Annotated in this window: 22 protein-coding genes; 12 read left to right on the top strand and 10 right to left on the bottom strand. The window is 51.2% G+C overall.

The genetic code is table 11. The annotated features are described in order from the left end of the window. Positions 1-60 precede the first annotated feature (60 nt). From poxB to GA565_RS18130, 4 genes are all read left to right on the top strand, one after another. The gene (gene poxB / locus GA565_RS18115) at positions 61-1,782 is read left to right on the top strand and encodes a ubiquinone-dependent pyruvate dehydrogenase (protein WP_152199858.1); all 1,722 of its coding nucleotides are present in this window, start codon (positions 61-63) and stop codon (positions 1,780-1,782) included. A 135-nt stretch (positions 1,783-1,917) separates the two neighbouring features. After that, a complete protein-coding gene (gene ltaE / locus GA565_RS18120; protein ID WP_152199859.1) occupies positions 1,918-2,931 on the top strand; it encodes a low-specificity L-threonine aldolase in 1,014 nt (337 codons plus the stop codon). A gap of 88 nt (positions 2,932-3,019) precedes the next feature. Continuing rightward, positions 3,020-4,474, top strand: a complete 1,455-nt coding sequence (locus tag GA565_RS18125) for a DUF2867 domain-containing protein (protein WP_152199861.1) — start codon at positions 3,020-3,022, stop codon at positions 4,472-4,474. Positions 4,475-4,635: 161 nt separating this feature from the next. Then, a complete protein-coding gene (locus GA565_RS18130) occupies positions 4,636-5,667 on the top strand; it encodes an NAD(P)-dependent oxidoreductase (protein WP_152201604.1) in 1,032 nt (343 codons plus the stop codon). Here the strand turns inward: GA565_RS18130 and GA565_RS18135 are convergent. Continuing rightward, positions 5,664-6,512, bottom strand: a complete 849-nt coding sequence (locus tag GA565_RS18135; RefSeq protein ID WP_152199863.1) for an N-acetylmuramoyl-L-alanine amidase — start codon at positions 6,510-6,512, stop codon at positions 5,664-5,666. The two genes, GA565_RS18130 and GA565_RS18135, sit on opposite strands and share 4 nt — an antisense overlap. Positions 6,513-6,655: 143 nt before the next feature. Here GA565_RS18135 and GA565_RS18140 point away from each other — a divergent pair, with 143 nt between their 5' ends. From GA565_RS18140 to artM, 5 genes are all read left to right on the top strand, one after another. Next, entirely contained in the window at positions 6,656-7,240 is a 585-nt protein-coding gene (locus GA565_RS18140) for a lipoprotein (RefSeq protein ID WP_152199864.1), read from the top strand. Between the two features lie 155 nt (positions 7,241-7,395). After that, positions 7,396-8,124, top strand: coding sequence for an arginine ABC transporter ATP-binding protein ArtP (artP, locus tag GA565_RS18145; RefSeq protein ID WP_152199866.1), 729 nt, complete (start codon positions 7,396-7,398; stop codon positions 8,122-8,124). A 31-nt stretch (positions 8,125-8,155) separates the two neighbouring features. After that, entirely contained in the window at positions 8,156-8,887 is a 732-nt protein-coding gene (gene artJ / locus GA565_RS18150; protein ID WP_152199868.1) for an arginine ABC transporter substrate-binding protein, read from the top strand. A gap of 11 nt (positions 8,888-8,898) precedes the next feature. Further along, a complete protein-coding gene (gene artQ / locus GA565_RS18155; RefSeq protein WP_152199869.1) occupies positions 8,899-9,615 on the top strand; it encodes an arginine ABC transporter permease ArtQ in 717 nt (238 codons plus the stop codon). Further along, positions 9,615-10,283, top strand: coding sequence for an arginine ABC transporter permease ArtM (artM, locus tag GA565_RS18160; RefSeq protein WP_152199871.1), 669 nt, complete (start codon positions 9,615-9,617; stop codon positions 10,281-10,283). The genes artQ and artM overlap by 1 nt, the downstream gene beginning before the upstream one ends. A gap of 101 nt (positions 10,284-10,384) precedes the next feature. Here artM and GA565_RS18165 read toward each other — a convergent pair whose 3' ends face one another. Then, positions 10,385-10,984 carry a TetR/AcrR family transcriptional regulator gene (locus GA565_RS18165; protein ID WP_152199873.1) on the bottom strand — a complete coding sequence of 200 codons (600 nt, stop codon included), beginning with the start codon at positions 10,982-10,984 and terminating at the stop codon, positions 10,385-10,387. Then, entirely contained in the window at positions 10,981-11,580 is a 600-nt protein-coding gene (locus tag GA565_RS18170) for an NAD(P)H-dependent oxidoreductase (protein WP_152199874.1), read from the bottom strand. Before GA565_RS18170 ends, GA565_RS18165 begins: the two co-directional genes overlap by 4 nt. 229 nt (positions 11,581-11,809) lie before the next feature. Here GA565_RS18170 and cdd point away from each other — a divergent pair, with 229 nt between their 5' ends. The 3 genes from cdd to sanA all read left to right on the top strand — a co-directional run bounded on the left by cdd (position 11,810) and on the right by sanA (position 15,675). Next, a complete protein-coding gene (cdd, locus tag GA565_RS18175) occupies positions 11,810-12,694 on the top strand; it encodes a cytidine deaminase (RefSeq protein ID WP_152199875.1) in 885 nt (294 codons plus the stop codon). Between the two features lie 231 nt (positions 12,695-12,925). Further along, entirely contained in the window at positions 12,926-14,623 is a 1,698-nt protein-coding gene (locus GA565_RS18180; protein ID WP_152199877.1) for an NAD-dependent malic enzyme, read from the top strand. Positions 14,624-14,823: 200 nt separating this feature from the next. Next, entirely contained in the window at positions 14,824-15,675 is an 852-nt protein-coding gene (gene sanA / locus GA565_RS18185; RefSeq protein WP_226950994.1) for an outer membrane permeability protein SanA, read from the top strand. Positions 15,676-15,757: 82 nt separating this feature from the next. On the opposite strand, the gene mglC is transcribed toward sanA, so the two are convergent. The 7 genes from mglC to GA565_RS18220 form a co-directional block, all read right to left on the bottom strand. Beyond that, the gene (mglC, locus tag GA565_RS18190) at positions 15,758-16,768 is read right to left on the bottom strand and encodes a galactose/methyl galactoside ABC transporter permease MglC (protein ID WP_055777815.1); all 1,011 of its coding nucleotides are present in this window, start codon (positions 16,766-16,768) and stop codon (positions 15,758-15,760) included. An 18-nt stretch (positions 16,769-16,786) separates the two neighbouring features. After that, positions 16,787-18,307: a galactose/methyl galactoside ABC transporter ATP-binding protein MglA gene (gene mglA, locus GA565_RS18195; RefSeq protein ID WP_152199879.1), complete on the bottom strand. Its 1,521-nt coding sequence runs from the start codon at positions 18,305-18,307 to the stop codon at positions 16,787-16,789. Between the two features lie 295 nt (positions 18,308-18,602). Next, positions 18,603-19,598, bottom strand: coding sequence for a galactose/glucose ABC transporter substrate-binding protein MglB (gene mglB, locus GA565_RS18200; RefSeq protein ID WP_152199881.1), 996 nt, complete (start codon positions 19,596-19,598; stop codon positions 18,603-18,605). Positions 19,599-19,863: 265 nt separating this feature from the next. Further along, positions 19,864-20,895, bottom strand: a complete 1,032-nt coding sequence (gene galS / locus GA565_RS18205; RefSeq protein WP_152199882.1) for an HTH-type transcriptional regulator GalS — start codon at positions 20,893-20,895, stop codon at positions 19,864-19,866. A 269-nt stretch (positions 20,896-21,164) separates the two neighbouring features. Further along, positions 21,165-22,307 (bottom strand): DUF418 domain-containing protein YeiB, encoded by a 1,143-nt coding sequence (gene yeiB / locus GA565_RS18210; RefSeq protein WP_152199884.1) that lies wholly within the window; start codon positions 22,305-22,307, stop codon positions 21,165-21,167. Positions 22,308-22,410: 103 nt separating this feature from the next. After that, entirely contained in the window at positions 22,411-23,073 is a 663-nt protein-coding gene (gene folE / locus GA565_RS18215) for a GTP cyclohydrolase I FolE (protein WP_055777800.1), read from the bottom strand. Positions 23,074-23,202: 129 nt separating this feature from the next. Next, positions 23,203-24,327, bottom strand: a complete 1,125-nt coding sequence (locus tag GA565_RS18220) for a YbfB/YjiJ family MFS transporter (RefSeq protein ID WP_152199886.1) — start codon at positions 24,325-24,327, stop codon at positions 23,203-23,205. Between the last annotated feature and the right edge of the window lie 8 nt (positions 24,328-24,335).

Here is a 24,335-nt window from a genome sequence, read left to right on the forward strand (position 1 = left end):
TTCTTTAATCGCAGGAGACTTTCCTGCGATAGAAAAAAATCAAAAACACCGGAGGGATTCATGAAACAAACCGTTGCTGCATTTATCGCAAAAACATTCGAAGAAGCAGGTATAAAAAGAATTTGGGGCGTGACGGGTGATTCACTGAACGGCCTCAGTGACAGCCTTAATCGCATGGGCACCATCGAGTGGATTGGCACCCGACATGAAGAAGTTGCCGCCTTCGCTGCCGGCGCCGAAGCGCAAATCACCGGTAAATTAGCCGTGTGCGCCGGTTCTTGCGGCCCCGGTAACCTGCACCTAATCAACGGCCTGTTTGACTGCCACCGCAACCGCGTGCCCGTCGTCGCCATCGCCGCACATATCCCTTCAAGCGAAATTGGCAGTGGATACTTTCAGGAAACGCATCCGACCGAGTTGTTCCGCGAGTGTAGTCACTACTGCGAGATGATAAGCAATCCTGAACAGCTCCCGCAGGTGCTGGCCATTGCAATGCGTAAAGCTGTTCTCAACAAAGGCGTGTCGGTTATCGTGCTGCCCGGCGATGTTGCGCTAAAACCGGCACCAGACGAGGCCGTCACGACCTGGTATCAACCGCTGCTGCCGGTGGTGCAACCTGCACCTTCTGAAATTGAAAAACTGACCCAACTGCTCAACGACTCTTCCAACATTACGCTGATGTGTGGCAGCGGCTGCGCAGGCGCTCATCAGGAAGTGGTAAAACTCGCCGAAACGCTGAAAGCGCCGGTGGTTCATGCCCTGCGCGGAAAAGAATACATTGAGTGGGACAATCCTTACGATGTAGGAATGACCGGCCTGATTGGCTTCTCATCGGGATATCACGCCATGATGAATGCCGACACATTGGTCCTGCTCGGCACGCAGTTCCCGTATCGTGCGTTTTACCCAACCGATGCAAAAATCATTCAAATTGACATTAATCCAGGCAGCATCGGCTCGCACTGCCACGTAGATATGGCGCTGGTCGGCGATGTCAAAGCGACACTTGGCGCACTGTTGCCAGGCCTGATAGCGAAAACCGACGCCAGCTTCCTTGATAAGGCCCTTAAACACTATCGCGAGGCGCGCAAAGGTCTGGATGATCTGGCAACGTTAAACGACAAACAGGCTATTCATCCGCAGTATCTGGCTAAACAAATCAGTAAATTCGCCGATGAGGACGCTATTTTCACCTGCGATGTCGGTACGCCAACCGTCTGGGCCTGTCGTTACCTGGAAATGAATGGTAAACGTCGACTGCTCGGTTCGTTTAACCACGGATCGATGGCCAACGCGATGCCGCAGGCTATTGGCGCGCAGGCTATCGACCGAAGCCGACAGGTCGTGGCAATGTGCGGTGACGGCGGCTTTGCCATGTTAATGGGCGATTTTTTGTCCATTGCACAACATAAACTGCCCATCAAACTGGTCATCTTCAACAACAGCGTGCTGGGATTTGTCGCGATGGAAATGAAAGCCGGAGGGTATTTAACCGATGGCACCGAGCTGAAAAACCCCGACTTTGCGGCAATTGCCGAAGCCACCGGAATCAAAGGTATTCGGGTGGAGAAAGCCTCCGACGTTGACGCCGCGCTGCAGGAGGCCTTCGCTCACGACGGACCGGTGCTGATAGACGTGATAACCGCCAAGGAAGAGCTTGCCATGCCGCCGCAGATTAAAGCTGAGCAGGCCAAAGGCTTTAGCCTGTACATGCTGCGCGCCATTATCAACGGTCGCGGTGACGAAGTCGTTGAATTAGCTAAAACCAACTGGCTGCGTTAAGGAAAGCGCTCTGCATTTTGCCAGATTATGGGTATATAGTGGTAAACCCTTTCCCGTGGGTGCGAATTTCGCCCTGCGGGAAACGGCAATACATTACGGTAACCTGTTTCAGGCCAATAGTGAGAGGAAGCAACGTTGATCGATTTACGCAGTGACACCGTTACGCGCCCGAGTGAGGCTATGCGTCAAGCCATGTATCAGGCCGAAGTGGGTGATGATGTATACGGCGATGACCCCACAGTTAACGCATTACAGGCAATGGCCTGCGAGCTTACAGGCAAAGAAGCCGCCCTGTTTTTCCCGACCGGTACCCAGGCTAATCTGGTTGCCCTGCTCTCTCACTGCCAGCGCGGTGATGAGTACATCGTCGGCCAAAAAGCCCATAACTATATGTATGAGGCCGGAGGGGCAGCAGTATTAGGCAGCATTCAGCCCCAACCGCTGGACATGGCAGACGACGGCTCTATCCCGCTTGACAAAGTCGCCGCCGCCATTAAGCCTGATGATATTCACTTTGCCCGCACCCGATTGTTGAGTCTCGAAAACACGCACAGCGGAAAAGTATTGCCCATTGCGTATTTGAAGCAGGCCTTTGAATTTACGCGTGAAAAGAATCTCTCATTGCACATCGACGGGGCCCGCATTCTCAATGCCGCCGTTGCGCTCGAGATTCCTTTAAGCGACATCACCCGCTATTGCGATACCCTGACTATTTGCCTCTCGAAAGGTCTGGGAGCGCCCGTGGGTTCACTGCTGTGCGGTAGCAAAGCGTTTATTCAGCACGCCAACCGCTGGAGAAAAATGACCGGTGGCGGCATGCGCCAGTCAGGTATTCTCGCAGCGGCGGGAATTTATGCGTTAGAAAACAACGTTCAACGCCTCAAAGAAGATCACGACAACGCCGCTTGGCTTGAACAACAGCTGCGGGTCATTGGCCTCGATATCGTCGAACCGGGTGCGCAAACCAATATACTGTACGTTCGTCAATCCTCTGAGCTGGCGTCGAAACTTGGCCCATGGATGCGCCAACACGGTGTGCTGATAGGCTCAGGCCCGCTGACCCGCCTCATTACGCACATCAATATAAGCCGTCAGGATTTAGAAAAAGTTGTCAGCCTGTGGCAACAATTTTTGCGTAATCCGGGTTAATTCACTGTCCGCAGTCTAGTAAGAGAGCGCGGACATTGCTCTCCGTCTGCGGGCAAATTCTTGTTACTTTGAACGAGCAAAATGGAAGATGCCTACACTTAACGCAGAGACGCGAGTCGTCGTTCTCGGCGCCAGCGGCTACATTGGTCGACATTTAACGGACTACCTTAACCGGCAGGGCTATCAGGTTACCGCCGCTGCAAGGCGCAGAGACTGGCTGGTTGCACAAAAATGGCCCGGTGTTCGCTGCTGTTTTGCCGATGTCTATCATAACGCCAGTTTGCGCGACGCCTTTGACGGCGCCGAGGTGCTGTTTTATCTGGTCCACGCGGTAAGCGAGGACGATGATCTGTTCGAGAAGGAACGTCAGGCAGCTCAAAATGTACTGTTGGCCCTAAAAGATTCATCAATAAAGCAGATTATTTATCTGGGGGCGATGCAGCCGGAAAATCCTACCTCCACGCATTTACAGGCGAGAAAGCTTACTGGCGATCTTTTTCGCATGGGCAATATACCGGTAACCGAAGTGCGCGCGGGCATGGTGATTGGCCCCGGCTCGGCGGCCTTCGAAGTGATGCGCGACATGGTGTACAACCTCAAGGTGCTCACTCCCCCCTCGTGGGTGAGAAAGCACTCGGCGCCGATTGCGTTGCCCGATCTGCTGCATTATCTCGGTGGGCTAATCGCCTGCCCTTCGTCTCGTCATCTGATTTTTGATGCCACAGGCCCGGAATACCTGAGTTATCGTCAGCTCATGGAGCGTTTTATTGCGCTCAGTGGCCGACGTCGTTGGCTGTTTCCGATCCCCTTACCTACACAGCTTATCTCCGTTCTGTTTCTCAGCCTGCTTACGTCTGTTCCTTCCCAGTTAGTCAAAGCGCTGATTCAGGGACTAAAACAGGATTTGCCCGCCAATGGCAAGACGCTTCAGGAACTGCTGCCTCAACGGCTGACGTCGATTGACGACGCCATTAATCAGACGCTGGCGCAGGAAGCGGAGCAGGTACTGAACTCTCCAGAATGGGCCAACGATGCCGATGCTCATCTTCGCTGGCGTGAGGACTATGCATTTTACCCAAAGCAGGCAGGATTTAGGCTAGAAACCTCGGCCTCCATCAAGGCTCTGTGGCTGGTGATTAATCAACTGGGCGGAGAAGAGGGATTCTTTTATGCTCCCGCGCTTTGGCGTCTGCGAGGCAGAATAGACAGGCTGTTGGGTCATAAAACACCCACCGGACGTCCGGCTAAGCCGCTGTTGGCAGTGGGAGATAAAGTCGATAGCTGGAAAGTTATTAATATCGTTCCCGGGAAAACTCTGTCACTCCTGTTTGGCATGAAGGCTCCCGGGTTGGGTCGGCTCACGTTTACACTCAAGGACCACGGCGAAAGGCGCAGTCTGGACATTACTGCCTGGTGGCATCCCGCCGGTGCTCGCGGCCTTTTATACTGGTTCAGTATGATGCCCGCGCACCTTTTTGTCTTTCGCGGCATGGCGAAACGGATTGCCAGTTTGGCGCGACAAAAAGATAGGCGCGGTCACTAAAAAAGCAGCCGGTTATTTTGCAGGCAAACGCACTGAGAGTGTCACAAGTTCTCCCGTTTCCCATTGCATAGCATTTAATTTCAAGAAAGAATGGCCGCCTATTTGCCCAAGCTTACGTCAGGGGCTTCGGCAACGACAATTTTTACGGAATTCGGATGCATATGAAGGTATTGGTTACCGGCGCAACCAGTGGTCCAGGCCGCAACGCAGTGGAATATCTGTGTAAAAAAGGCATAAAAGTCAGGGCGACGGGTCGCAATGCGGCAATGGGCCCTCTGCTGGAAAAACTGGGGGCGGAATTTATTCATGCCGATCTGACCAATCTGGTTTCCGCCCAGGCGAAAGTGCTGCTGGCCGACGTTGATACTCTTTGGCACTGTTCCGGGCTGAGTGCACCCTGGGGCAGTGAGCAGGATTTTCAACTCGCCAACGTACGCGCTACGCGTCGCCTCGGTGAGTGGGCCGCCGCCTACGGCGTAGAGAACTTTATCCACCTCTCTTCTCCGGCGATTTATTTCGATTTCCACCATCATCGTAATATTAAAGAAGAGTTTCGCCCTGCGCGCTTTGCCAACCAGTTTGCCCGCAGCAAAGCCGCCGCCGAGCAGGTCATCACCACGCTTGCCCTGTCTAATCCGCAAACCCATTTTACTATTTTACGCCCGCAGGGGATTTTTGGACCGCACGACAACGTGCTGCTGCCAAGACTGTTGCAGATGATTAAATACGGCACGCTAATGCTTCCGCGGGGCGGTGATGCACTGGTTGATATGACCTTCGTTGAAAATGTCGCCCACGCCATGTGGCTGGCAACGGAGAGTCAGAGTCACGAGTCTGGCCGCGCCTATAACATCACGAATATGCAGCCACGCCCGCTGAAATCTCTGATTGCACAGCTTATGGACGGCCTGGACGTTAAATATCGCATTCGCTCCGTGCCTTACCCGCTGCTGGACATGATGGCCCGCGGCATGGAAAAATTGGGCCGCAAGCAGCACCGTGAGCCGATGCTGACTCACTACAGCGTAGCCAAGCTAAATTTTGACGTCACCCTCGATACGCAGCGCGCCGAAATAGAGCTGGGCTACAGCCCCATCGTCTCACTTGACGAAGGCATTCGCCGCACCGCCGTTTGGCTGAAAGACCATGGAAAACTGCAACAGCAGCAGGGTATTGTCGGCCATCCTAATTAGTCGGCTGACGACGGATACTGTTGTAATAACGCATCGACGATGGCTTCGCTCTCGGCATCCGCATTTCCCTGATAATCACTCTGCCTGAAGTGCATTTGAAACGCCCTGATCACTCGACGCTGCTGACGTGGCGTCATATCCGCACTCACCGGATATCCGTATCGCGCCAACTTACTGAGCAATAAATCACTCTCCACCGGCTGATGCGGGTCACGCCCGTGTAAAAAGGCTTTCACTCGCCACGCCTGCGGCCAGGCACCTACGCCGCTCTCTGCCAACGCCTGCCAGGGAAACAGCGGCCCCGGGTCCTCCTTGCGCTGAGGGGCAATATCGCTGTGCGCGACGACGTTCTGCGGCATTAACTGATAGCGTTTTACAATGTCTTGGCTAAGCGACGTCAGCAAAGCGATTTGCTCAGGCGGGAAAGGATAAAATCGCTGCGCTAACAGCCGTTGTGAATAGCCTTTATTTTCCAGTTCAATCCCGATGGACGTGTCGTTAAGATTGGTTCTGCCCCGCCACCCGCTGGCTCCAGCATGCCAGGCCCGCATGGATTCAGGAACCAGCTGCCAGGCAACAGGCTGGCCATTAACGTGCGGAGGCCGCGCCGGTATCAGATAATGGGCACTCACGTGCTCATCAGTCAGTGTATTCAGGGCGCTGTGGAAATCTTCGGCAGTATAGTGAATCACCAAAAAACGTATACGCTGATCGGCCCCCTGCGCCTGCCGAGTCGTTTCAAGCACATAATTATGCTGACCCATCGTAGGTATTGATGTTTGGCATCCCACCAGCAGCAGTCCTGCCAGAATCAACGCCGCCCGACAACGTTGTGGAAAAATCATGTTATTGCCCTTCCCTGAGTGAGCTCGCGGTTTATCTTTAGAAGTGTAACCGGTCATGCAACATTAGAAATCGGTTTTATACTTATGATGACTGTAAATGGAATGATTGCTGGAAAACCTTTATGCACACGTCAAGGATTACAATGAAAAAGACACTATTGACCCCCATTTTGCCTCTGTTACTGGCTCTCGGTGGCTGTACCCAGGTAACGCCTGCCTATCAGGATATTGGCAGCAGAAATTCCCCCTGTATCGACGGAGGCCCCGATGCCGTTGCGCAGCAGTTTTATGATTACCGTATCAGCAAGCACCAGAACGGATTCCCTACCACCAGCCAGTTGGCGGAATATCGGCCCTATCTGAGCACCGATTTGTATCAGGCGCTGCTTAACGCGCAGCATGAGCCTAAAATTGACGTGGCCGCCACGCCAAACGAGAAATCGGGCCAGACCACCGGTGACGTTTTCTCAAGTCTGTTCCAGGGACCTACATCGGTACACGTAGCCAGCGCATCCACTATTCCGAATACCGATGCGCGAAATATTCCGCTGCGGGTGAGCATGGTTAACGACAGCCATAAAGGCCAGCAGGCCACGTGGAAAGATGAAGTATTAATGACGCGACAGGGCCACTGCTGGGCAATAGACGACGTGCGCTACATGGCGAACCTCGACTTTGCCTCCAGCGGCAGTTTGCGTCAGGTGTTAGAAAAAGATCGCGAGAAATGAGCGAAAATGTGTAGACCTGCAACACCTCATTAACGCTATCTTATGCTAAGTTTATGATTCAGGCCGCACACAAATAAATTTTAACCCGTCATTGTTGCATAACTATGCTGCAGGGGTTACCCTCTGCGGCATTAATGGCTATTCAGTATTTGCGCATGAGTATTCAACTAAACAGTATTAACTGCTTCTACGGTGCCCATCAGGCACTCTTTGACATCCAGCTTGACTGTCCGGCGGGTGAAACATTGGTGCTGCTCGGACCGAGCGGTGCGGGTAAAAGTTCGCTTCTGCGGGTGTTAAACCTGCTAGAAATGCCGCGTTCTGGCACTTTGCACATCGCCGGTAACCAATTCGACTTCCAAAAGAAGCCGGATGAAAAGGCTATTCGCGAGCTGCGTCAAAACGTCGGCATGGTGTTTCAGCAGTATAACCTGTGGCCGCATCGTACCGTACTCGACAATCTGCTTGAGGCACCCTGTCGCGTGCTGGGTTTGAGCAAAGAGGCCGCCATGGCGCGCGCTGAAAAATTGCTGACCCGTCTGCGTCTGACTGACTTCGCCAAACGTTTTCCGCTGCACCTCTCCGGTGGACAGCAACAGCGCGTGGCGATTGCCCGTGCGCTGATGATGGAGCCTCAGGTTCTGCTGTTTGACGAACCGACAGCAGCGCTTGACCCGGAAATCACGGCTCAAATCGTCAGCATTATTCGTGAGCTGGCCGATACCGGAATTACCCAGGTTATCGTCACCCACGAAGTTGAAGTAGCACGAAAAACGGCAACCCGCGTGGTCTACATGGAAAATGGCCGCATCGTTGAGCAAGGTGATGCCAACTGTTTCGCGCAGCCGCAATCCCGTGAGTTTGCCAGCTATTTATCACATTGATTGGCCTTCTATCTCTATCATGGAGTTTCAAATGAAAAAGTTTTTAGTTGCGGCTATTTTGGCCGGTGTCAGCTTGTCCGCCAGCGCGGCAGAAACCATTCGTTTCGCGACCGAAGCAGGGTATGCGCCGTTTGAATTTGTGGGTGCAGACAACAAAATTCAGGGCTTCGATATCGACTTGGCCAACGCAATGTGTAAAGAGATGCAGGCAACCTGTACCTTCACCAACCAGTCTTTCGACAGCCTGATCCCAAGCCTTAAATTCCGTCGCATTGACGCCGTTATCTCAGGCATGGACATCACCGCCGAGCGTTTGAAGCAGGTTTCATTCACCAATGCTTACTACGACAACTCCGCTATCTTCTTTGCGCAGAAAGGTAAATTCACCGATCTGGCGTCACTCAAAGGTAAGCGTGTCGGCATTCAGAATGGCACCACCCATCAGAAATACTTGATGGACAAGCACGCTGAAATCACCGCTGTTCCTTACGACAGCTATCAAAATGCCGTGTTAGATCTGAAAAATGGCCGCCTTGATGCCGTATTCGGCGATACCGCCGTGGTTCAGGAGTTCCTGAAACAGAATCCCGGCCTGGGCACCGTTGGCGATAAAATTACCGATCAAAGCTACTTCGGCTCCGGTCTGGGCATCGCCGTTCGTCAGAACAATACCGAGCTGCTGGGTAAAATGAACGATGCGCTGGCAAAAGTCAGGCAGGATGGAACTTACAAAACGCTGTATACCAAATGGTTCCAGCAGTAGTCTGACTCTCGATGATTGAACTTCAACCTCTGCTAAGCGCCGCCGGCATGACCGTCGGCCTTGCCATCTGTGCTCTGATACTCGGCCTGTTTTTGGCGATGCTGTTTGCGGTATGGGAGTCTTCTCCCTGGAAACCGCTCAGTTGGCTGGGAACAGCCTGGGTGACAATTTTGCGCGGACTGCCTGAAATTCTGGTGGTGCTGTTTATTTATTTCGGTTCGTCGCAGCTGCTATTAACGCTGTCTGACGGATTTAGTCTTAACCTCGGTCTTTTCCAGATCCCGGTTAAGTTGCCGATTGATAATTTCGAAATCAGCCCGTTTGTCTGTGGCGTAATAGCGCTGTCACTGCTGTATTCGGCCTACGCTTCGCAGACGCTGCGCGGTGCGCTCAAGGCCGTACCCCACGGCCAGTGGGAGTCGGGTCAGGCGCTAGGTATGCGAAAAGTCGCGATTTTCTTCCGACTGATTATGCCGCAGATGTGGCGTCATGCACTTCCGGGGCTTGGTAACCAATGGTTGGTGCTGTTAAAAGACACTGCGCTGGTATCGCTTATCAGTGTTAACGACCTGATGCTGCAAACCAAGAGCATTGCCACGCGCACTCAGGAGCCGTTCACCTGGTATATGATTGCAGCGGGCATTTATCTGGTCGTTACCCTGTTTAGCCAGTTCGTCATAAAACGCATCGAACTCCGTACCACCCGCTTTGAACGGAGCGCTTCCTGATGTGGGAATATTTGCCTGAAGTTTTAAAAGGCCTGCACACCAGTCTGACGCTAACCGTGGGTGCGCTAATTGTTGCACTGCTGTTGTCGGTGTTATTTACCGTGATACTGACACTGAAAGTGCCCGTACTTAACGCGGTGGTTCGCGGCTACATCACGCTGTTTACCGGTACGCCGCTGCTGGTACAAATCTTTTTGCTTTACTACGGTCCGGGGCAATTCCCTTCGATTCGCCAGATCCCCTGGCTGTGGGAAATGCTTTCACAGCCGTGGTTATGTGCAATGTTTGCCCTCGCACTGAACAGTGCCGCGTACACCACCCAACTGTTTACCGGCGCGGTCAGAGCTATTCCTCGTGGCCAGTGGGAGTCATGCGAATCGCTGGGTATGTCGAGAAAGCAGTCTCTGCGTATTTTATTGCCCTTTGCATTCAAACGCGCGCTGTCGTCTTATTCCAACGAAGTGGTGCTGGTGTTTAAAAGCACCTCACTGGCGTACACCATCACTCTGATGGATGTCATGGGGCACAGTCAGCTGATGTATGGTCGTACTTATGACGTGATGGTATTTGGCGCTGCTGGCGTCGTTTATTTGTGCGTCAATGGCCTGTTAACCCTGATGATGCGCGTGATAGAGCGGCGCGCGCTGGCGTTTGAACGACGTAACTGATTGACCCCCACTTAGATAGGCTATTGATGAGAGAAGGCGGCTGAAATGCCGCCTTCTCTCATTGATGCGGGCTTGGTGAGCCGCTAGATGACTGCTTCGATTTACCGATTGCGTTCAACGATCCCGATAATTATCGCGGTGAGTTCTTGCTGCCCCTGCTCACGAGTGATGTCACCTGAAACAACCGCATTGGAAATTGAATCAGCAGCGCCAAGCATCGCCCATAAACTCGGTAAAAATATGCCCTTTTCATTCACAAAAGGGGCAAACCATTTTTGGAACTTTTCAATAAAATCAATTTGATATTTTCTTTTCACTTCAGCTAACTCTGGCGAGCCACCCAGCGCCGACAAAACGTCGGGTATTTCACGCCCCTGTGTCATGACGCAGTCGACATAGCAGGCAGCAATAACCGCGGCTTTGGCCGTAACAGTGTTTTCAGCTGCATCCATGGCCGCAGTGATAATTGCGTTTTGCCGAATATCAAAATCTTCATACAAAGCAGCTAATAATCCGTGACGCGTAGTGAAATGGTCATAAACGACAGGTTTGCTGACACCGGCTTCTTCGCCAACCCGCGCAAGCGTAAGTGCATCACTGCCCTCAAGCCGAACAATCCGCCACGCGGTTTCCAGCAGCTGACTGCGCCTCGCCTCACGTGACAGGCGACGTTTTGGAGCATGATGGGTGAGAGAGGTCATGCCGTTGCCTTCTCAGCAAAAAGTTGCTGCCCCACTCTGTTTGCCGCGCGGTAATGCGAATAGGGGTAATCTGCATCGGAAGGCAGAAGCAGTTCGCTGGTTATAACCGGCGCACCACAATAACCAAAAATACCATGATCGATCTGCGTCTTCATGCTGCCAAAATAACCGTGGCGGACATAGGTTCGCTGGTCGGCTCCGCCCAGTGCAATAAGATGGACAGGTAGATTTCCAAGTCGCTTCACCAACTTGCCATCCGCGTCGTCATAAGCCCAACCTTGGGTAAAAACGCGATCTATCCAGCCTTTCAGCTGAGCCGGAAAAGACCACCAGTAAATAGGATAGACAAGCACAAGGGCATCGGCCCGATCGAGACGAGCCTGTTCGGCAATGACGTCATCAGGTGATGTTGAAAGACCTTTAAACTGATTAAAGTCTGCAGCGTTGAAACGTGGATCAAACCCCTCTGCGGCCAGGTCCGCGTATTCGTAAGTATGGGCATGACCGGCTGACTCAATACCTTTTGCCACCTCTGCGGCAACGGCATGAGTGTGAGATTTTGAGTCAGGATGAGTATAAGTGATAAGTGCATGCATAAGGCGTACCTCATTTATAATTAACCTACTAAAGGTAACTTACTATTGGTAGGTTATCAAGCGCTCGTTTATCGCACACTCTACTCGGCTAAGTTGAACAACTATCTGGTCAAATCACAGTTCCCCAGCTCTTATTGCATTGATTTCATAAATAGAGTGACAAACATCACACTAAAATGAGAAAAATCGCCTTAGAATGGTCTGCCAAAATGTTACCAAGGATGTCTCCATGCATACCCGTTTCATCGACGCTTTCGCCGGCCTGCCCGCTTCACTGCAATCTGCCCTAGAGCCGATACTCAGCCATGATGACTTCCCCGCCATGTTCACAGCAGAACAGGTAGGCCAACTCAAGTCAAAAACGAGTATGGACGATGCCGCACTGGCCTTTGCCCTGCTGCCTTTAGCCGCCGCCTGTTCTCTCACGCCAATTTCACACTTTCACGTTGGCGCCGTTGCGCGCGGCGTGAGCGGTAACCTTTATTTTGGCGCAAACATGGAGTTTAGCGGTGCATCCATGCAGCAAACGGTGCACGCCGAGCAGTCTGCCGTCACGCACGCCTGGATGCGCGGTGAGCCTCGGCTGGCATCGATTACCGTCAATTACACGCCCTGCGGCCACTGCCGACAGTTTATGAACGAGCTCAACAGCGGCACCGAACTGGCCATTCACCTGCCAGAAAGAGCCGTCGCCAGCTTGGGTGAATATCTTCCTTACTCCTTTGGCCCGCGAGACCTCGAAATCGAAACTCTGTTGATGGACAAAGTTGATCACGGCTATCGCATTGAGAGTCAAGATGCATTGGCGCTGCAGGCTCTGGATGCTTGCAACCAAAGTCACGCCCCCTACAGCCAGTCTCACAGCGGCATTGCCCTCGAAAGCGCCAGCGGCAAAGTGTTCACCGGCCGCTATGCGGAAAATGCCGCCTTTAACCCGAGCCTGCCTCCGTTGCAGGCTGCTTTAGTGGTATTAAATCTTGCGGGTGAAGACTGCCTGAAAATCCGTCGCGCCGTACTGATTGAACGCACCGATCCGCTAGTCAGCCAGTTTGACGCCACCCGCGCCACCCTTGCCGCACTGGGTTGCCACTCGTTGGCGCATACCCCGCTTTAAGCCGCACGACACGTCGCATTATAAAAAAGGGCCATCGTCGAATGGCCCTCTCTTTTGTTCTATTCATCAACGTTTAATCAACACAGAACCCCATTCATAGTGAAAAAATTGAGTTGCGCCTTTCACCTCTGCTAAAGTCTTTGGGTCACGCATGTCATTAAAAATCGATGTGACAAACGCGCTTTATTAATTTGCCTTTCCTGCCTTTTCCGAGACCTAAAGAGTAAATCAATGGAACTTGAATACGAAAGTAAACGTCCGCTTTATATTCCGCACGCAGGCCCGATCCTGCTTGAATTCCCTTTGTTAAACAAAGGCAGCGCTTTTAGTCAGGAAGAACGTGCCAACTTCAACCTGCACGGGCTGTTGCCAGAAACGGTTGAAAGCATTGAAGAACAGGCCGCTCGCGCCTACCGTCAGTTCCAGGACTTCAAAACCGACATCGATAAACATATTTATCTGCGCAATATTCAGGACACCAACGAAACTCTGTTTTATCGTCTTATCGACGAGCATTTGAGTGAAATGATGCCCGTTATCTACACTCCAACGGTGGGTGAAGCCTGCGAGCATTTCTCCGAGATTTATCGTCGCGCTCGCGGCCTTTTCATCTCTTATCCAAATCGTGAACACATTGACGACATGCTGCAAAACGCCACCAAGCAGCACGTTAAAGTTATCGTCGTTACCGACGGCGAACGTATTCTCGGCCTGGGTGACCAAGGCATCGGCGGCATGGGTATTCCTATCGGCAAGCTGTCGCTGTACACCGCCTGTGGCGGCATCAGCCCGGCTTATACCCTTCCCGTGGTGCTGGATGCCGGGACCAACAATCCGCAGTTGCTCAATGACCCGCTGTACATGGGTTGGCGACACCCGCGCATTACCGGCGATGAGTATTACGCGTTTGTCGACCAGTTTATTGAAGCGGTAAAAGTGCGTTTCCCTAACGTGCTGTTGCAGTTTGAAGACTTTGCACAGAAAAATGCCATGCCGCTGCTCAAACGCTATCGTGAAGAGCTTTGCTGCTTTAATGACGATATTCAGGGCACCGCCTCGGTTACCGTTGGCAGCCTGATTGCCGCCAGCCGCGCTGCAGGCAGCCGCTTGCGTGACCAGACGGTTACCTTCCTAGGTGCTGGTTCTGCGGGCTGTGGCATTGCCGAACAAATTATCGCGCAGATGAAATCTGAAGGCCTGAGTGAAGAAGAAGCGCGTGCGCGCATCTTCATGGTTGACCGATTTGGCCTGTTGACCGACAAGCTGACTAATTTGCTCGATTTCCAAAACCAGCTGGTACAAAAAAGCGAAGCCTTGCAAAGTTGGGACGTCGACAGCGACAATATTTCTCTGCTTGAAGTGGTGCGTCACGCTAAACCTACCGTGCTCATCGGCGTCTCGGGTCAGCCAGGCCTGTTTACCGAAGAAATCATTCGTGAGATGCACAAGCACTGTGAACGCCCTATCGTTATGCCATTAACTAACCCAACGTCACGCGTTGAAGCTCATCCGGCCGATATTATCAGCTGGACCGACGGTGCTGCGCTGGTGGCAACCGGCAGCCCGTTTGCTCCGGTTAGCTATAAAGACAAAGTTTACCCGATTGCCCAGTGCAACAACTCCTACATCTTCCCGGGAATTGGTTTGGCCGTCATCGCTTCCGGCGCCAAACAGGTGACCGACGGCATGCTGATGGCAGCCAGCCGTGCATTGGCCGACTGCTCACCGCTGGCAACCGACGGCAAAGGCTCACTGCTGCCGGACGTAAACGACATTCAGGGCGTATCGAAATGCATCGCGATGGAAGTCGGTAAAGCGGCACAGATTGAAGGCGTTGCACAGGTCACTACCGAAGATGCCTTGTCGAAGGCGATTGAGCACAACTTCTGGGCACCGCAGTACCGTAGCTATAAACGGACTTCTTTCTAAGAGGCTCGCTAAGCCGGAGTATTAAGAAACACATCCTGAGTGTTTGGCGCTTTAGCCCGTCTGGCTACGGTGCCAAACACTCAGGATCCGCTTAAAAAGAGAGCAGGCACCGCTGATTAAGCTTGCGCTTATTGCGTCAGTCCAGCAGGTAAAGTAGCCTTAAACCTCCTGCATCTTTATTTCGACTCAAAGGCAATATCATGATTAAGCGGCTAATAGTGAGCTTTATCAGCATTTTTGTATTAATGCTGGGTATCGCTATTGGGCTTGACCGCTGGATTAGTTGGAAAACGCAAGATTACATCTATGACGAAGTGCAGGAGTTGCCGCATCGGCAGGTCGGCGTGGTGCTTGGCACCGCCAAATATTATCGTACCGGCGTTATCAATCAGTATTATCTCTACCGCATTCAAGGGGCGATAAACGCCTATAACAGCGGTAAGGTGAAGTACCTGCTGCTCAGCGGTGATAACGCGCTACAAAGCTACAATGAACCGATGACCATGCGTCGCGATCTAATGGCCGCCGGCATCCCCTCTAGCGATATCGTGCTCGACTATGCCGGTTTCCGCACGCTGGACTCGATAGTCCGCACGCGAAAAGTTTTTGATACCAATGATTTTCTGATTATCACGCAGCGTTTTCACTGTGAGCGTGCGCTATTTATCGCACTTCACATGGGCATTCAAGCACAGTGTTTTGCGGTTCCGTCGCCAAAAGATATGCTCACCGTACGCGTTCGCGAAATATTTGCTCGCCTCGGTGCGCTCAATGATCTGTATATTCTCAATCGCCAACCTCGCTTCTTGGGTCCGCTGATCCCCATTCCTGCGGTGCATCGCGTTTCTGACGATGCGCAGAGCTATCCCGCCGTCACGCCAGAACAGGTCGTCGCCCTGCAGCATACGTTAAAAGCTGAAAAGAAAGCCGCTGCAAAAAAAGCACAAACCGCCGAGGCAATATCCAAGCCTGATGTGCTTGAAAAACTTGATGACAGCGCTAAGCCAGACAACCCGATAAAAGACGTCACTCCGCCAAAAATGGTCAAATAGACGCAAAAAAAAACAGAGCACAAATCCTGTGCTCTGCTGTTAAAGGCTTCTGTTTTACCTTTCGTTCTAGGGAAAGCTACTGTTACTTTTTCTTGGCGTATTTCAATGAGTCGAGCGCCACGGCGAAGATAATAATCCCGCCCTTGATAATGTACTGCCAGTACGGGTTTACACCAATGTACGTCAGGCCATAGTTGATAACGGTAAAGATGAGCACACCGGTCACAACGCCCGCTACCGAACCAACGCCGCCGGCAAACGATACGCCGCCGACTACGCAGGCCGCAATCGCGTCAAGCTCATACATAAATCCAAGGTTGTTTGTCGCACTGCCGATACGTCCCGCCTCGAGCATTCCGCCAAAGGCATAGAAAACGCCAGACAGGGCGTAAATCATAATCAGGTTCAACGGTACGTTCACACCTGACACACGTGCTGCTTCAGGATTGCCCCCGATGGCAAAAATGTTTTTACCGAAGCGCGTTTTGTTCCACAGAACCCAAACAAAACCGATAGCGATAATGGCGTAGAAGGTTATATAGGACAGCTTCAGCCCACCGAAGCTAATAAAGCCCTGCGCGAAATGCGAGAAATGAGAGTCAAATCCGGCAATCGGCGACGAGCCCACGTAGTCGTAATACAGAGAGTTAATACCGTAAACAATAATCATGGTGCCCAAGGTGGTAATAAATGGCGTCACATTGAGATAGGCGATAATAATACCGTTCACCAACCCAATGATTGCACCCACCAGGCAAACAGCCAAAATAACCAGCGGGATCGGCACTACCTCAAGGTGCGGAAACACCTTGTTGACGTTATCCATGCCCTGCAGCATGGTTGCTGCCACCACGGCTGCCAATCCAACCTGACGCCCTGCTGACAGATCTGTACCCTGGGTAACGATAAGTCCCGCCACGCCGAGTGCAATAATAACGCGCACAGAAGACTGCGTAAGAATATTGCCCAAGTTAATCAAACTTAGGAACGTAGGATCCTGGAAAATAATAATTGCCAGTAACACAAACAGTACAACATAAATCCCGCCCTCTTTAAGATAAGTGAGCATGCTTTTCTTATTTAATGCATTCATAATAAGAACCCTTAGAAATTAGAGGTGCAAGGATGCAAGGCGTAAAATTTCATTCTGCGAAGTATTTTTTGTTTCAACAATACCCGCAACCTGTCCATTGCTCATAACCAGTATCCTGTCAGTAATACCCAATAACTCTGGCATTTCAGAAGAGATAATAATGATACCTTTCTCTTTCTTCGCCAGCTCGGCCATTAGCTGATAGATTTCAAACTTTGCCCCAACGTCAATACCGCGAGTTGGTTCATCCAACATCAATATTTCAGGCTGAGTCAATAACCACCGGCCGATAATAACCTTTTGCTGGTTACCGCCGGAAAGCGAACCAATATTGGTTCTGTGCCCCGGCGTTTTAACACGCATAGAGTCAATCACCCACTGGGTATCGCTCTTCATGCGGTTATTATCGAGCAGGCCGATTTTATTTTTATAGCTGCGAATATTCGAGATAAGCGAGTTAAAGCCGATATCAAGATAAGCATAAATACCGGTTGAACGACGCTCTTCCGTCACCAGGGCAAAACCGTGGTTAATGGCTTCATTCGCGCTATGGTTGTTGATTTTTTTACCGTGCAGCTTGATAGTACCGGAAAGTTTTTCACGGATACCAAATAGCGTTTCAACAATATCGGTACGCTTGGCGCCCACCAGCCCCGCAATACCAAGAATTTCACCCTTGTGCAAATTAAAAGAGATATCGCGAATAGAAGGCTGACGTAAAGACGTTAAGCCCTGCACCTCAAGAATAACCTCACCCGGTTTATTCAAGCGGTCAGGAAAACGCTGGCTCAGAGAACGTCCAACCATCATGGAGATAATCTTATCCATGTCCAGGCCTTCAAGAGACTGGCTTATTATCCACTGACCGTCGCGTAAAATAGTGATTTCGTCACAAAGCTGGAAGATCTCTTCCATCTTGTGAGAGATGTAAACAATGCCGCAGCCGCGATCTTTCAATTTACGAATAATAGTGAACAGGTGATTAACTTCTTTCTCGGTTAAAGAAGAGGTCGGTTCATCCATAATCACAATTTTAGCGTTATAGGAAAAAGCCTTGGCAATTTCAATCATTTGCATTTGAGAAACGGATAACTTGCCGACTTTCTCACGCGGATCAATATCAATATCAAGCTCGTCAAAAATAGCTTTGGTGTCTTGATACATTTTGTCCTGATCGACAAAAAAGCCTTTCGTTGGATAACGCCCCAACCACATGTTATCCATTACCGTACGCTGTAACACCAGGTTTAACTCCTGGTGAACCATCGAAACGCCCTGCTCCAACGCCTCTTTCGAGCTTTTAAAATTAACTTCCTTGCCCTGAAAAAGAATGGTCCCTGAGTCCTTACTGTAAATACCAAACAGGCATTTTAATAATGTAGATTTACCCGCGCCGTTTTCACCCATCAGTGCATGAATAGAGTGTGGACGAACTTTTAAATTTACATTGTCTAACGCCTTTACGCCCGGAAATGACTTATTAATGCCACTCATTTCCAGCAGCCACTCGCGGGGCTGTTCCGTATTAAGATCGGCCATAGCGCTACCTAATTAAATGAAAATCCGGCTAAAGATTAAAATCGCCGGTCAGAAAACTGACCGGCTGACCTAAGCGACATAACGCAAAGTATTTTGACTAATTTCTTTAGAAACTTGCTTAAAACATGCCACTGCTTTTAGCTTCTTAGCCCATTAACTTATTTTTCTACACAAACGTCTTATAAAACATCAAGGTCAAAAAAGTGTTGGCTGCAATATTACTGTTGATATCAAAATTCAACGTTATTGATGCTGTAACAACCCACGCCATTACAGCCTCAAGTACAATGAGTTTTTATTTTACGAACTGAGATAAGTTATCTTTATCAACAGGTTGATATGGAACACGTACCACTTTGTCGACAAGTTTCCATTTTGTACCGTCGGCAGCAGGTTTGCCTTCCGCCAGGTTTTTAGCCAGGTCGAAGGTGGCTTTTGCCTGGTTTTCAGCATCGTTAAGCACGGTACCGGCCATTGCGCCTGATTTCACCAACGCCAGAGCTTCTGGCAGGGCATCAATACCAAATACAGGGATGCTGGTTTTGCTGTGTGCTTTCAATGCTTCAACCGCGCCCATTGCCATAGCGTCGTTGTTGGCGATCACTACTTCAATTTTATTGGCGTTAGGGCCGGAGAACCACGCGTCGGTTTTGTCTTTCGCCTGAGCGGTGTCCCACATAGCTGTATCAAGCTGCAGCTGCTGCGTTTTGATGCCTTCGTCATTTAATGTTTTAACAACGTAGGTAGTACGCGCTTCAGCATCAGGATGGCCAGGCTCGCCTTTAAGCAGTACATACTGAATGACGCCGTCTTTGTTCAGATCCCAAGATGGATTGGCTTTCCAGTGTTTAGCGATCAACTGGCCTTGGATAACGCCAGACTCTTTAGAGTCAGTGCCTACGTAATACACTTTATCGTAGCTGTCCAGGGCTTTGCGTGAAGGTTCTTTGTTGAAAAACACCACGGGAATATTAGCACCGCGGGCTTTTTCAATAATCACTGGCGCAGCAGCCGGATCAACCAGGTTAATCGCCAGCGCTTTCACACCTTTGGCAATCAACACGTCAACCTGATCATTCTGCTTAGACTGGTCATTCTGCGAGTCATTCATCAGCAGTTGAATGTTGGGTGCGGCTTTAGCATCTTTCTCAAGATCTTTGCGCAGGCCAGACATAAAGTTGTCATCGTATTTATAAATCGTGACGCCGATACGGGTATCAGCAGCATGAGCGGCAGCGCCAAACATCATGCAGGCAGCCAGAGTAGCCAGGGTGAAAGCCTTCTTATTCATTTGTATCTCCGGTTTATGTAGGGGGGTACAGAATTTGGCGTCCGCTTTTATCTTATAAATAGATTTGCTGGATACCTGCCATCCTTGACGAAGATCTTCCGGAATTGCTAACCATCACTTCAAATTCGTTTATTTATTGCTGTGGTGTATCTTTGAAAATGATACAGACAGAATCATCCTGAAAACGAATGAATCATAATAGGTGCAATGTTAATAATCTGTGAAAGTTCTCACAGATTGGAAACGGTTACATCATATTAAATTCTCAGGGAGTGACCGGTGCCACACTTTGCCATGGCGCAACGGAATGGCGCCTTACCAGCGTAGGCATAAAGCAGTGTGAAACACCCGGCGTGAGTTGATTTGCCGCGCCCTGCAGCGCTAATTCTGTCGCCAGCGTGGCCATCGAGATGATGGGATAACGCACGGTGGTTAACTTCGGACTGGTATAACGAGCAATCGGAATATCGTCGAACCCAATCAGCGAAAAGTCATTGGGAACGCGAATTCCGTTTTCTTTCAACACGGCCAGCGCTCCCGCCGCCATTGAATCGTTATAGGCAAACACCGCACTGAGATTAAGGTTGCGGCCCAGCAGTTCGACCATGGCAGCCTCCCCACCCTGTAAATCCGGCGAACCCGAGGCGTGCCAGCTTTCGGGCGGCAGGGTCTCTCCATGACGTGACTGCTGCATGGCGGAGAGATATCCCTGAAAACGCTGCTCTTCATCGGCAATTTTATGGCTGGAGCCAATATACCCGATACGCTGGTGCCCTTGTGAAATCAGTAGCTTGGTAGCAATTTCCGCCCCAACGATGTTGTTAAGCGAAACACAGCGGTGCTCGTAACCGGTTACGACGCGATTGACCAGCACCATGCCCGGTACCTGCTCCATAAACAGCGCCAGCTCGGCATCGCCCAAGGCTTTTGCATGAACAATCAGGGCGTTACAGCGTTGGCGAATCAATACTTCAATCGCATGACGCTCTTTTTCTGCCTGGTGATAACTGTTGCCAATCAGCACATATTTGTTGTGCTGCTGCGCCACGGTATCTACCGCTTTAACCAGCGCACCAAAGAAAGGATCCGAGACGTCCATCACTACAACACCAATAGTGTCGCTGCTTTGCGTAGCCAGTGCCTGAGCATTGGCATTTGGCCGATACCCTAACGTTTTCACTGCCTTAAGCACGTGTTCACGCGCCTCTTTACTGGCAATAGCCGGATTATTTAGTACTCGGGAAACGGTGGCGACAGATACGCCGGCCAGCTTGGCGACATCACGAATGGTAACCATTGGCCGCCCCGCTGGTCGTTAACAGAGGCCTACGGCAGTAAGAAAGAGATAAACCCCGGGCAGATGAAATAAAGTCTAAAGAAAGATGAAGTACAGTGAGCATACGGTTTTCCTGTTTTAGTTTGGCGATCGGCTTACTCTGCACGACCGCTATCCTAAACGCTTTGACGAGAAACCAGCGTGAATCTCGTCACAGCTCAGAAAACGTTTACATACAATTTTGCAACTTTTATCGCAGATTCACATAAAGCATATCAATGGCTGGGGTTTTACACCTCACCGGCGGCTTTAGCGGTCAATTTACGCCACAGCCACTCCATCGGCCCTTGACGGAAATAGCTTAACCACAAAAGCGTCACGCCAAGATTGACTGCCCACACAGCCGGAACCAAAGCCACCAGCTGCAACCGATTGAAATGTTGATAAAAACCAAGGTTATTAAAGAAAAAAGTGCAAATTAATGTTTGCAGTAAGTAGTTGGTTAACGCCATGCGTCCAACCTGAGACATCCAGATAACCCAGCGCTGTTTAACCAGCTGAGGCCAGCATCCGTAGCACAGCGCCAGATAGCCAATCGCCTGCATCAGGGCGCCGATTTCCCGCGGTGCCTGCAGGTAAAAACCACTCCAGCGGTAGTTCCAACCGGTATACCAGGCAATCGCCACGGCAGGAATTTGTATTCCCCATGAAAGCGGTAACATTATCGCCGCTACGCCAAGATAATGGCGAACGTTAAACTGGCCTTTCAACCAACCGCTGCGCATCAGACTCGCGCCTATCAGCATTGCCCCGCCTAGCTCCCAGCCATACTGCACAGCCACGGAAATCAGGCTCGACGACAGTAAATCCAAGCGATTGTTGATGGCTTCTACGCCACCTTTGAGTCGCCAAAACTGCTCGTACTGCAGTTCGGCAAAACCCGGTTGCCAGAAACCGTCGGGTTTAGAGGTAGAAATAAGGCCCAGCATCATCAAGATACCAACGCCTATCAGATACAACACTACGCCGGTACGAAACAGTGACTGGTTACTTTTGGCTTCACGCACCAGTCGCCAAAACACCAGACCGATGAGTCCGTAGGCCAGCAAAATATCGCCGTCCCAGAAAAATACTGCATGAATAAGGCCGCAGAGCAGCAACAGAGAGAGTCGTGACTGGATCCAGGCTTTACCGCGCGGCAACAGCATTTGCAGGCCGGCACCAAACAGCATGGCAAACATCATCAAAAATTTGCCCTGTGCAAGTACGTCCAGCACGGCCCAAGTCCAGGCATCGGTGGCGGAAGGTTGTCCAGCATAGGCGGGATTGAGATAGGCGGCTTTAGGCAAACCAAAAGCGCTGATATTGAGCAAAAGGATGCCGAAAATGGCAATACCACGGGCGAAGTCCAGCGTGGCAATACGTGGGCGCATTAATGACGTCCTGTTGTGGGAAAGATCCATAGACTAACGGCACCCGTAGGGTGCCGCAAGTGCTGAAGTCAAATACAGATTTATCAATCCGTTACAGGACGAATCAGTTATGACGAATAGTGCGCAAGAATTCCTGACGGGTGTTTTGGCTGGTTTTGAACAGCCCCCCCAGCGAGGTGGTGGTGGTGGCGCTGGTGGCATCGCGAATGCCGCGCGCTTTCACACAGTAATGCACGGCATCAATTGAGACCGCGACATTGTTAGTGCCTAACAGCGTTTGCAGCGCAATCAAAATTTGCTGAGTCAGGCGCTCTTGCACCTGTGGACGCTGAGAGAAGAACTGCACGATACGGTTGATTTTGGACAGGCCAATGACCGAATCTTTAGGAATGTAGGCGACTGTTGCCTTGCCGTCAATCGTGACAAAGTGGTGCTCGCAGGTGCTGGTCAGCGTGATATCACGCACTGAAATCATCTCGTCCACTTTCATCTTGTTGGTGATGACGGTGATTTTTGGGAAGTTGGCGTAATCAAGGCCGGAGAAAATTTCATCAACGTACATTTTTGCAATGCGCGTTGGCGTTTCTGCCAGACTGTCGTCGTTAAGATCAAGATTGAGCAGCTGCATAATACCGGTCATATGCTCTTTGATCCGCTGTTTACGCGTTGCAGCGTCCAGTGACGGCTCGTCCCTCAGAGGGGTTTCAAGACCACGGGCCAACAATGCCTCATGAACCAGTACAGCTTCTTTACTCAATGTCGCCATTCGCTTCTTCTCCAGCAGTTAATATCACTTTGATATAGATCACACCAAAATGAGGTGGCTTACTGTAATTTACTCCGCCCGTAGAATCCAGTGATTGTCCTTCATGATGGGTGAAATAGCTGCAAGTTATCAATCGCGCTTAATCACTAATGCGCCAGCGATAAAAAATCCCGCCATCGCGACGTAGAGAGCCGGATCCAGGCGGTGCGTTAACGCGGTTGAAATCGACGAAAGCAGCGGCCCCAGCAGTTGGCCAATGGCGTATCCGGTGGTTAATAATCCGGCCATATAGCGGCTGTGGTTTGGCGCCAGTTCACGGCTACAGTGCAGGGTCAGTTGTACCACACACAAGAAACCGCCGCCGGTCAGCACCGCGCCAATAATCAGGCCATTAATCCCCGGCACCACTTCAGCGCACAGTACGCCGCAGCCCTGAAGGAAAAGAACAATCGCCAGCCGCTGATGGGATTTAAGACAGTGGCGCGTCATGATACCGATGACAATCCCCACCATTGACGCGCCGCCAAAGACCGGCCACACAAACTGCGCAAACAGGCTATCGGGAAAGCGTGCGTTGGCCATCTGCGAGAAAAAAGTGGCAGGAAGAATGTATCCAAATCCCGCTAAACTGTAGCTCAGCACCAATCGCTTAAGCGCGGGCGACATCACCAATCGTTCACTAACAATATTCGCGCGATGCAGCTCCCCTTTGCGCGGAAGATTACGACTGATAAGTGCAGTAAATATCAACGCCAACACGCCATACACCAGCCAACCCTGTGAAGCATTCAGCCCGGTATGATGAATAACGGCCGCCAATGCGCCACTTAGAAAAATGCCCGCGCCGGGTCCGGCAAATACCGCAGCACTCATCGCCGGACGTCCCAACCGCCCTAGGTGCTCGTTACACCAGGCAGAGACAAGTACCATCGCCCAGGCGCTGGTCCAGCCGATAAAAAATCTGATCAGCGAATGCCACACTTCTCCACTGACTGCTGCCGAAAGCAGGGTCAGTACCACTGCGCCCCATACGCCAAGCCACAGACGACGTTCAACGTGACGCGTGGCGCGCATGGCGTCGATTGCGCCAAACAGATAGCCAAGATAATTGAAGGCAGCCACCACGCCAGCACCGGTCAGGGTGAACTGATGTTCAGCAATCATCAGCGGCAGCTGTGGGGTAAATGAAAACCGGCCAATACCCAATGCCACCACGAAGGCTAAAAAGCCCGTTAGCGCTACACGAAATGCCATACCGACCC

Origin of the sequence: Rouxiella sp. S1S-2 (genome assembly GCF_009208105.1) — a bacterium.
In the GTDB taxonomy this organism is placed as follows: domain Bacteria; phylum Pseudomonadota; class Gammaproteobacteria; order Enterobacterales; family Enterobacteriaceae; genus Rouxiella.

Coding starts and splice junctions, on each gene's coding strand:
- GA565_RS18130 (WP_152201604.1), top strand. CDS start 4,636: ATGAAGGTATTGGTTACCGGCGCAACCAGTGGTCCAGGCCGCAACGCA.
- galS (WP_152199882.1), bottom strand. CDS start 20,895: ATGGTTACCATTCGTGATGTCGCCAAGCTGGCCGGCGTATCTGTCGCC.
- artM (WP_152199871.1), top strand. CDS start 9,615: ATGTGGGAATATTTGCCTGAAGTTTTAAAAGGCCTGCACACCAGTCTG.
- GA565_RS18125 (WP_152199861.1), top strand. CDS start 3,020: ATGCCTACACTTAACGCAGAGACGCGAGTCGTCGTTCTCGGCGCCAGC.
- yeiB (WP_152199884.1), bottom strand. CDS start 22,307: ATGCGCCCACGTATTGCCACGCTGGACTTCGCCCGTGGTATTGCCATT.
- poxB (WP_152199858.1), top strand. CDS start 61: ATGAAACAAACCGTTGCTGCATTTATCGCAAAAACATTCGAAGAAGCA.
- artJ (WP_152199868.1), top strand. CDS start 8,156: ATGAAAAAGTTTTTAGTTGCGGCTATTTTGGCCGGTGTCAGCTTGTCC.
- GA565_RS18180 (WP_152199877.1), top strand. CDS start 12,926: ATGGAACTTGAATACGAAAGTAAACGTCCGCTTTATATTCCGCACGCA.
- cdd (WP_152199875.1), top strand. CDS start 11,810: ATGCATACCCGTTTCATCGACGCTTTCGCCGGCCTGCCCGCTTCACTG.
- GA565_RS18135 (WP_152199863.1), bottom strand. CDS start 6,512: ATGATTTTTCCACAACGTTGTCGGGCGGCGTTGATTCTGGCAGGACTG.
- artP (WP_152199866.1), top strand. CDS start 7,396: ATGAGTATTCAACTAAACAGTATTAACTGCTTCTACGGTGCCCATCAG.
- GA565_RS18220 (WP_152199886.1), bottom strand. CDS start 24,327: ATGGCATTTCGTGTAGCGCTAACGGGCTTTTTAGCCTTCGTGGTGGCA.
- mglB (WP_152199881.1), bottom strand. CDS start 19,598: ATGAATAAGAAGGCTTTCACCCTGGCTACTCTGGCTGCCTGCATGATG.
- artQ (WP_152199869.1), top strand. CDS start 8,899: ATGATTGAACTTCAACCTCTGCTAAGCGCCGCCGGCATGACCGTCGGC.
- folE (WP_055777800.1), bottom strand. CDS start 23,073: ATGGCGACATTGAGTAAAGAAGCTGTACTGGTTCATGAGGCATTGTTG.
- GA565_RS18165 (WP_152199873.1), bottom strand. CDS start 10,984: ATGACCTCTCTCACCCATCATGCTCCAAAACGTCGCCTGTCACGTGAG.
- mglA (WP_152199879.1), bottom strand. CDS start 18,307: ATGGCCGATCTTAATACGGAACAGCCCCGCGAGTGGCTGCTGGAAATG.
- sanA (WP_226950994.1), top strand. CDS start 14,824: ATGATTAAGCGGCTAATAGTGAGCTTTATCAGCATTTTTGTATTAATG.
- mglC (WP_055777815.1), bottom strand. CDS start 16,768: ATGAATGCATTAAATAAGAAAAGCATGCTCACTTATCTTAAAGAGGGC.
- GA565_RS18140 (WP_152199864.1), top strand. CDS start 6,656: ATGAAAAAGACACTATTGACCCCCATTTTGCCTCTGTTACTGGCTCTC.
- GA565_RS18170 (WP_152199874.1), bottom strand. CDS start 11,580: ATGCATGCACTTATCACTTATACTCATCCTGACTCAAAATCTCACACT.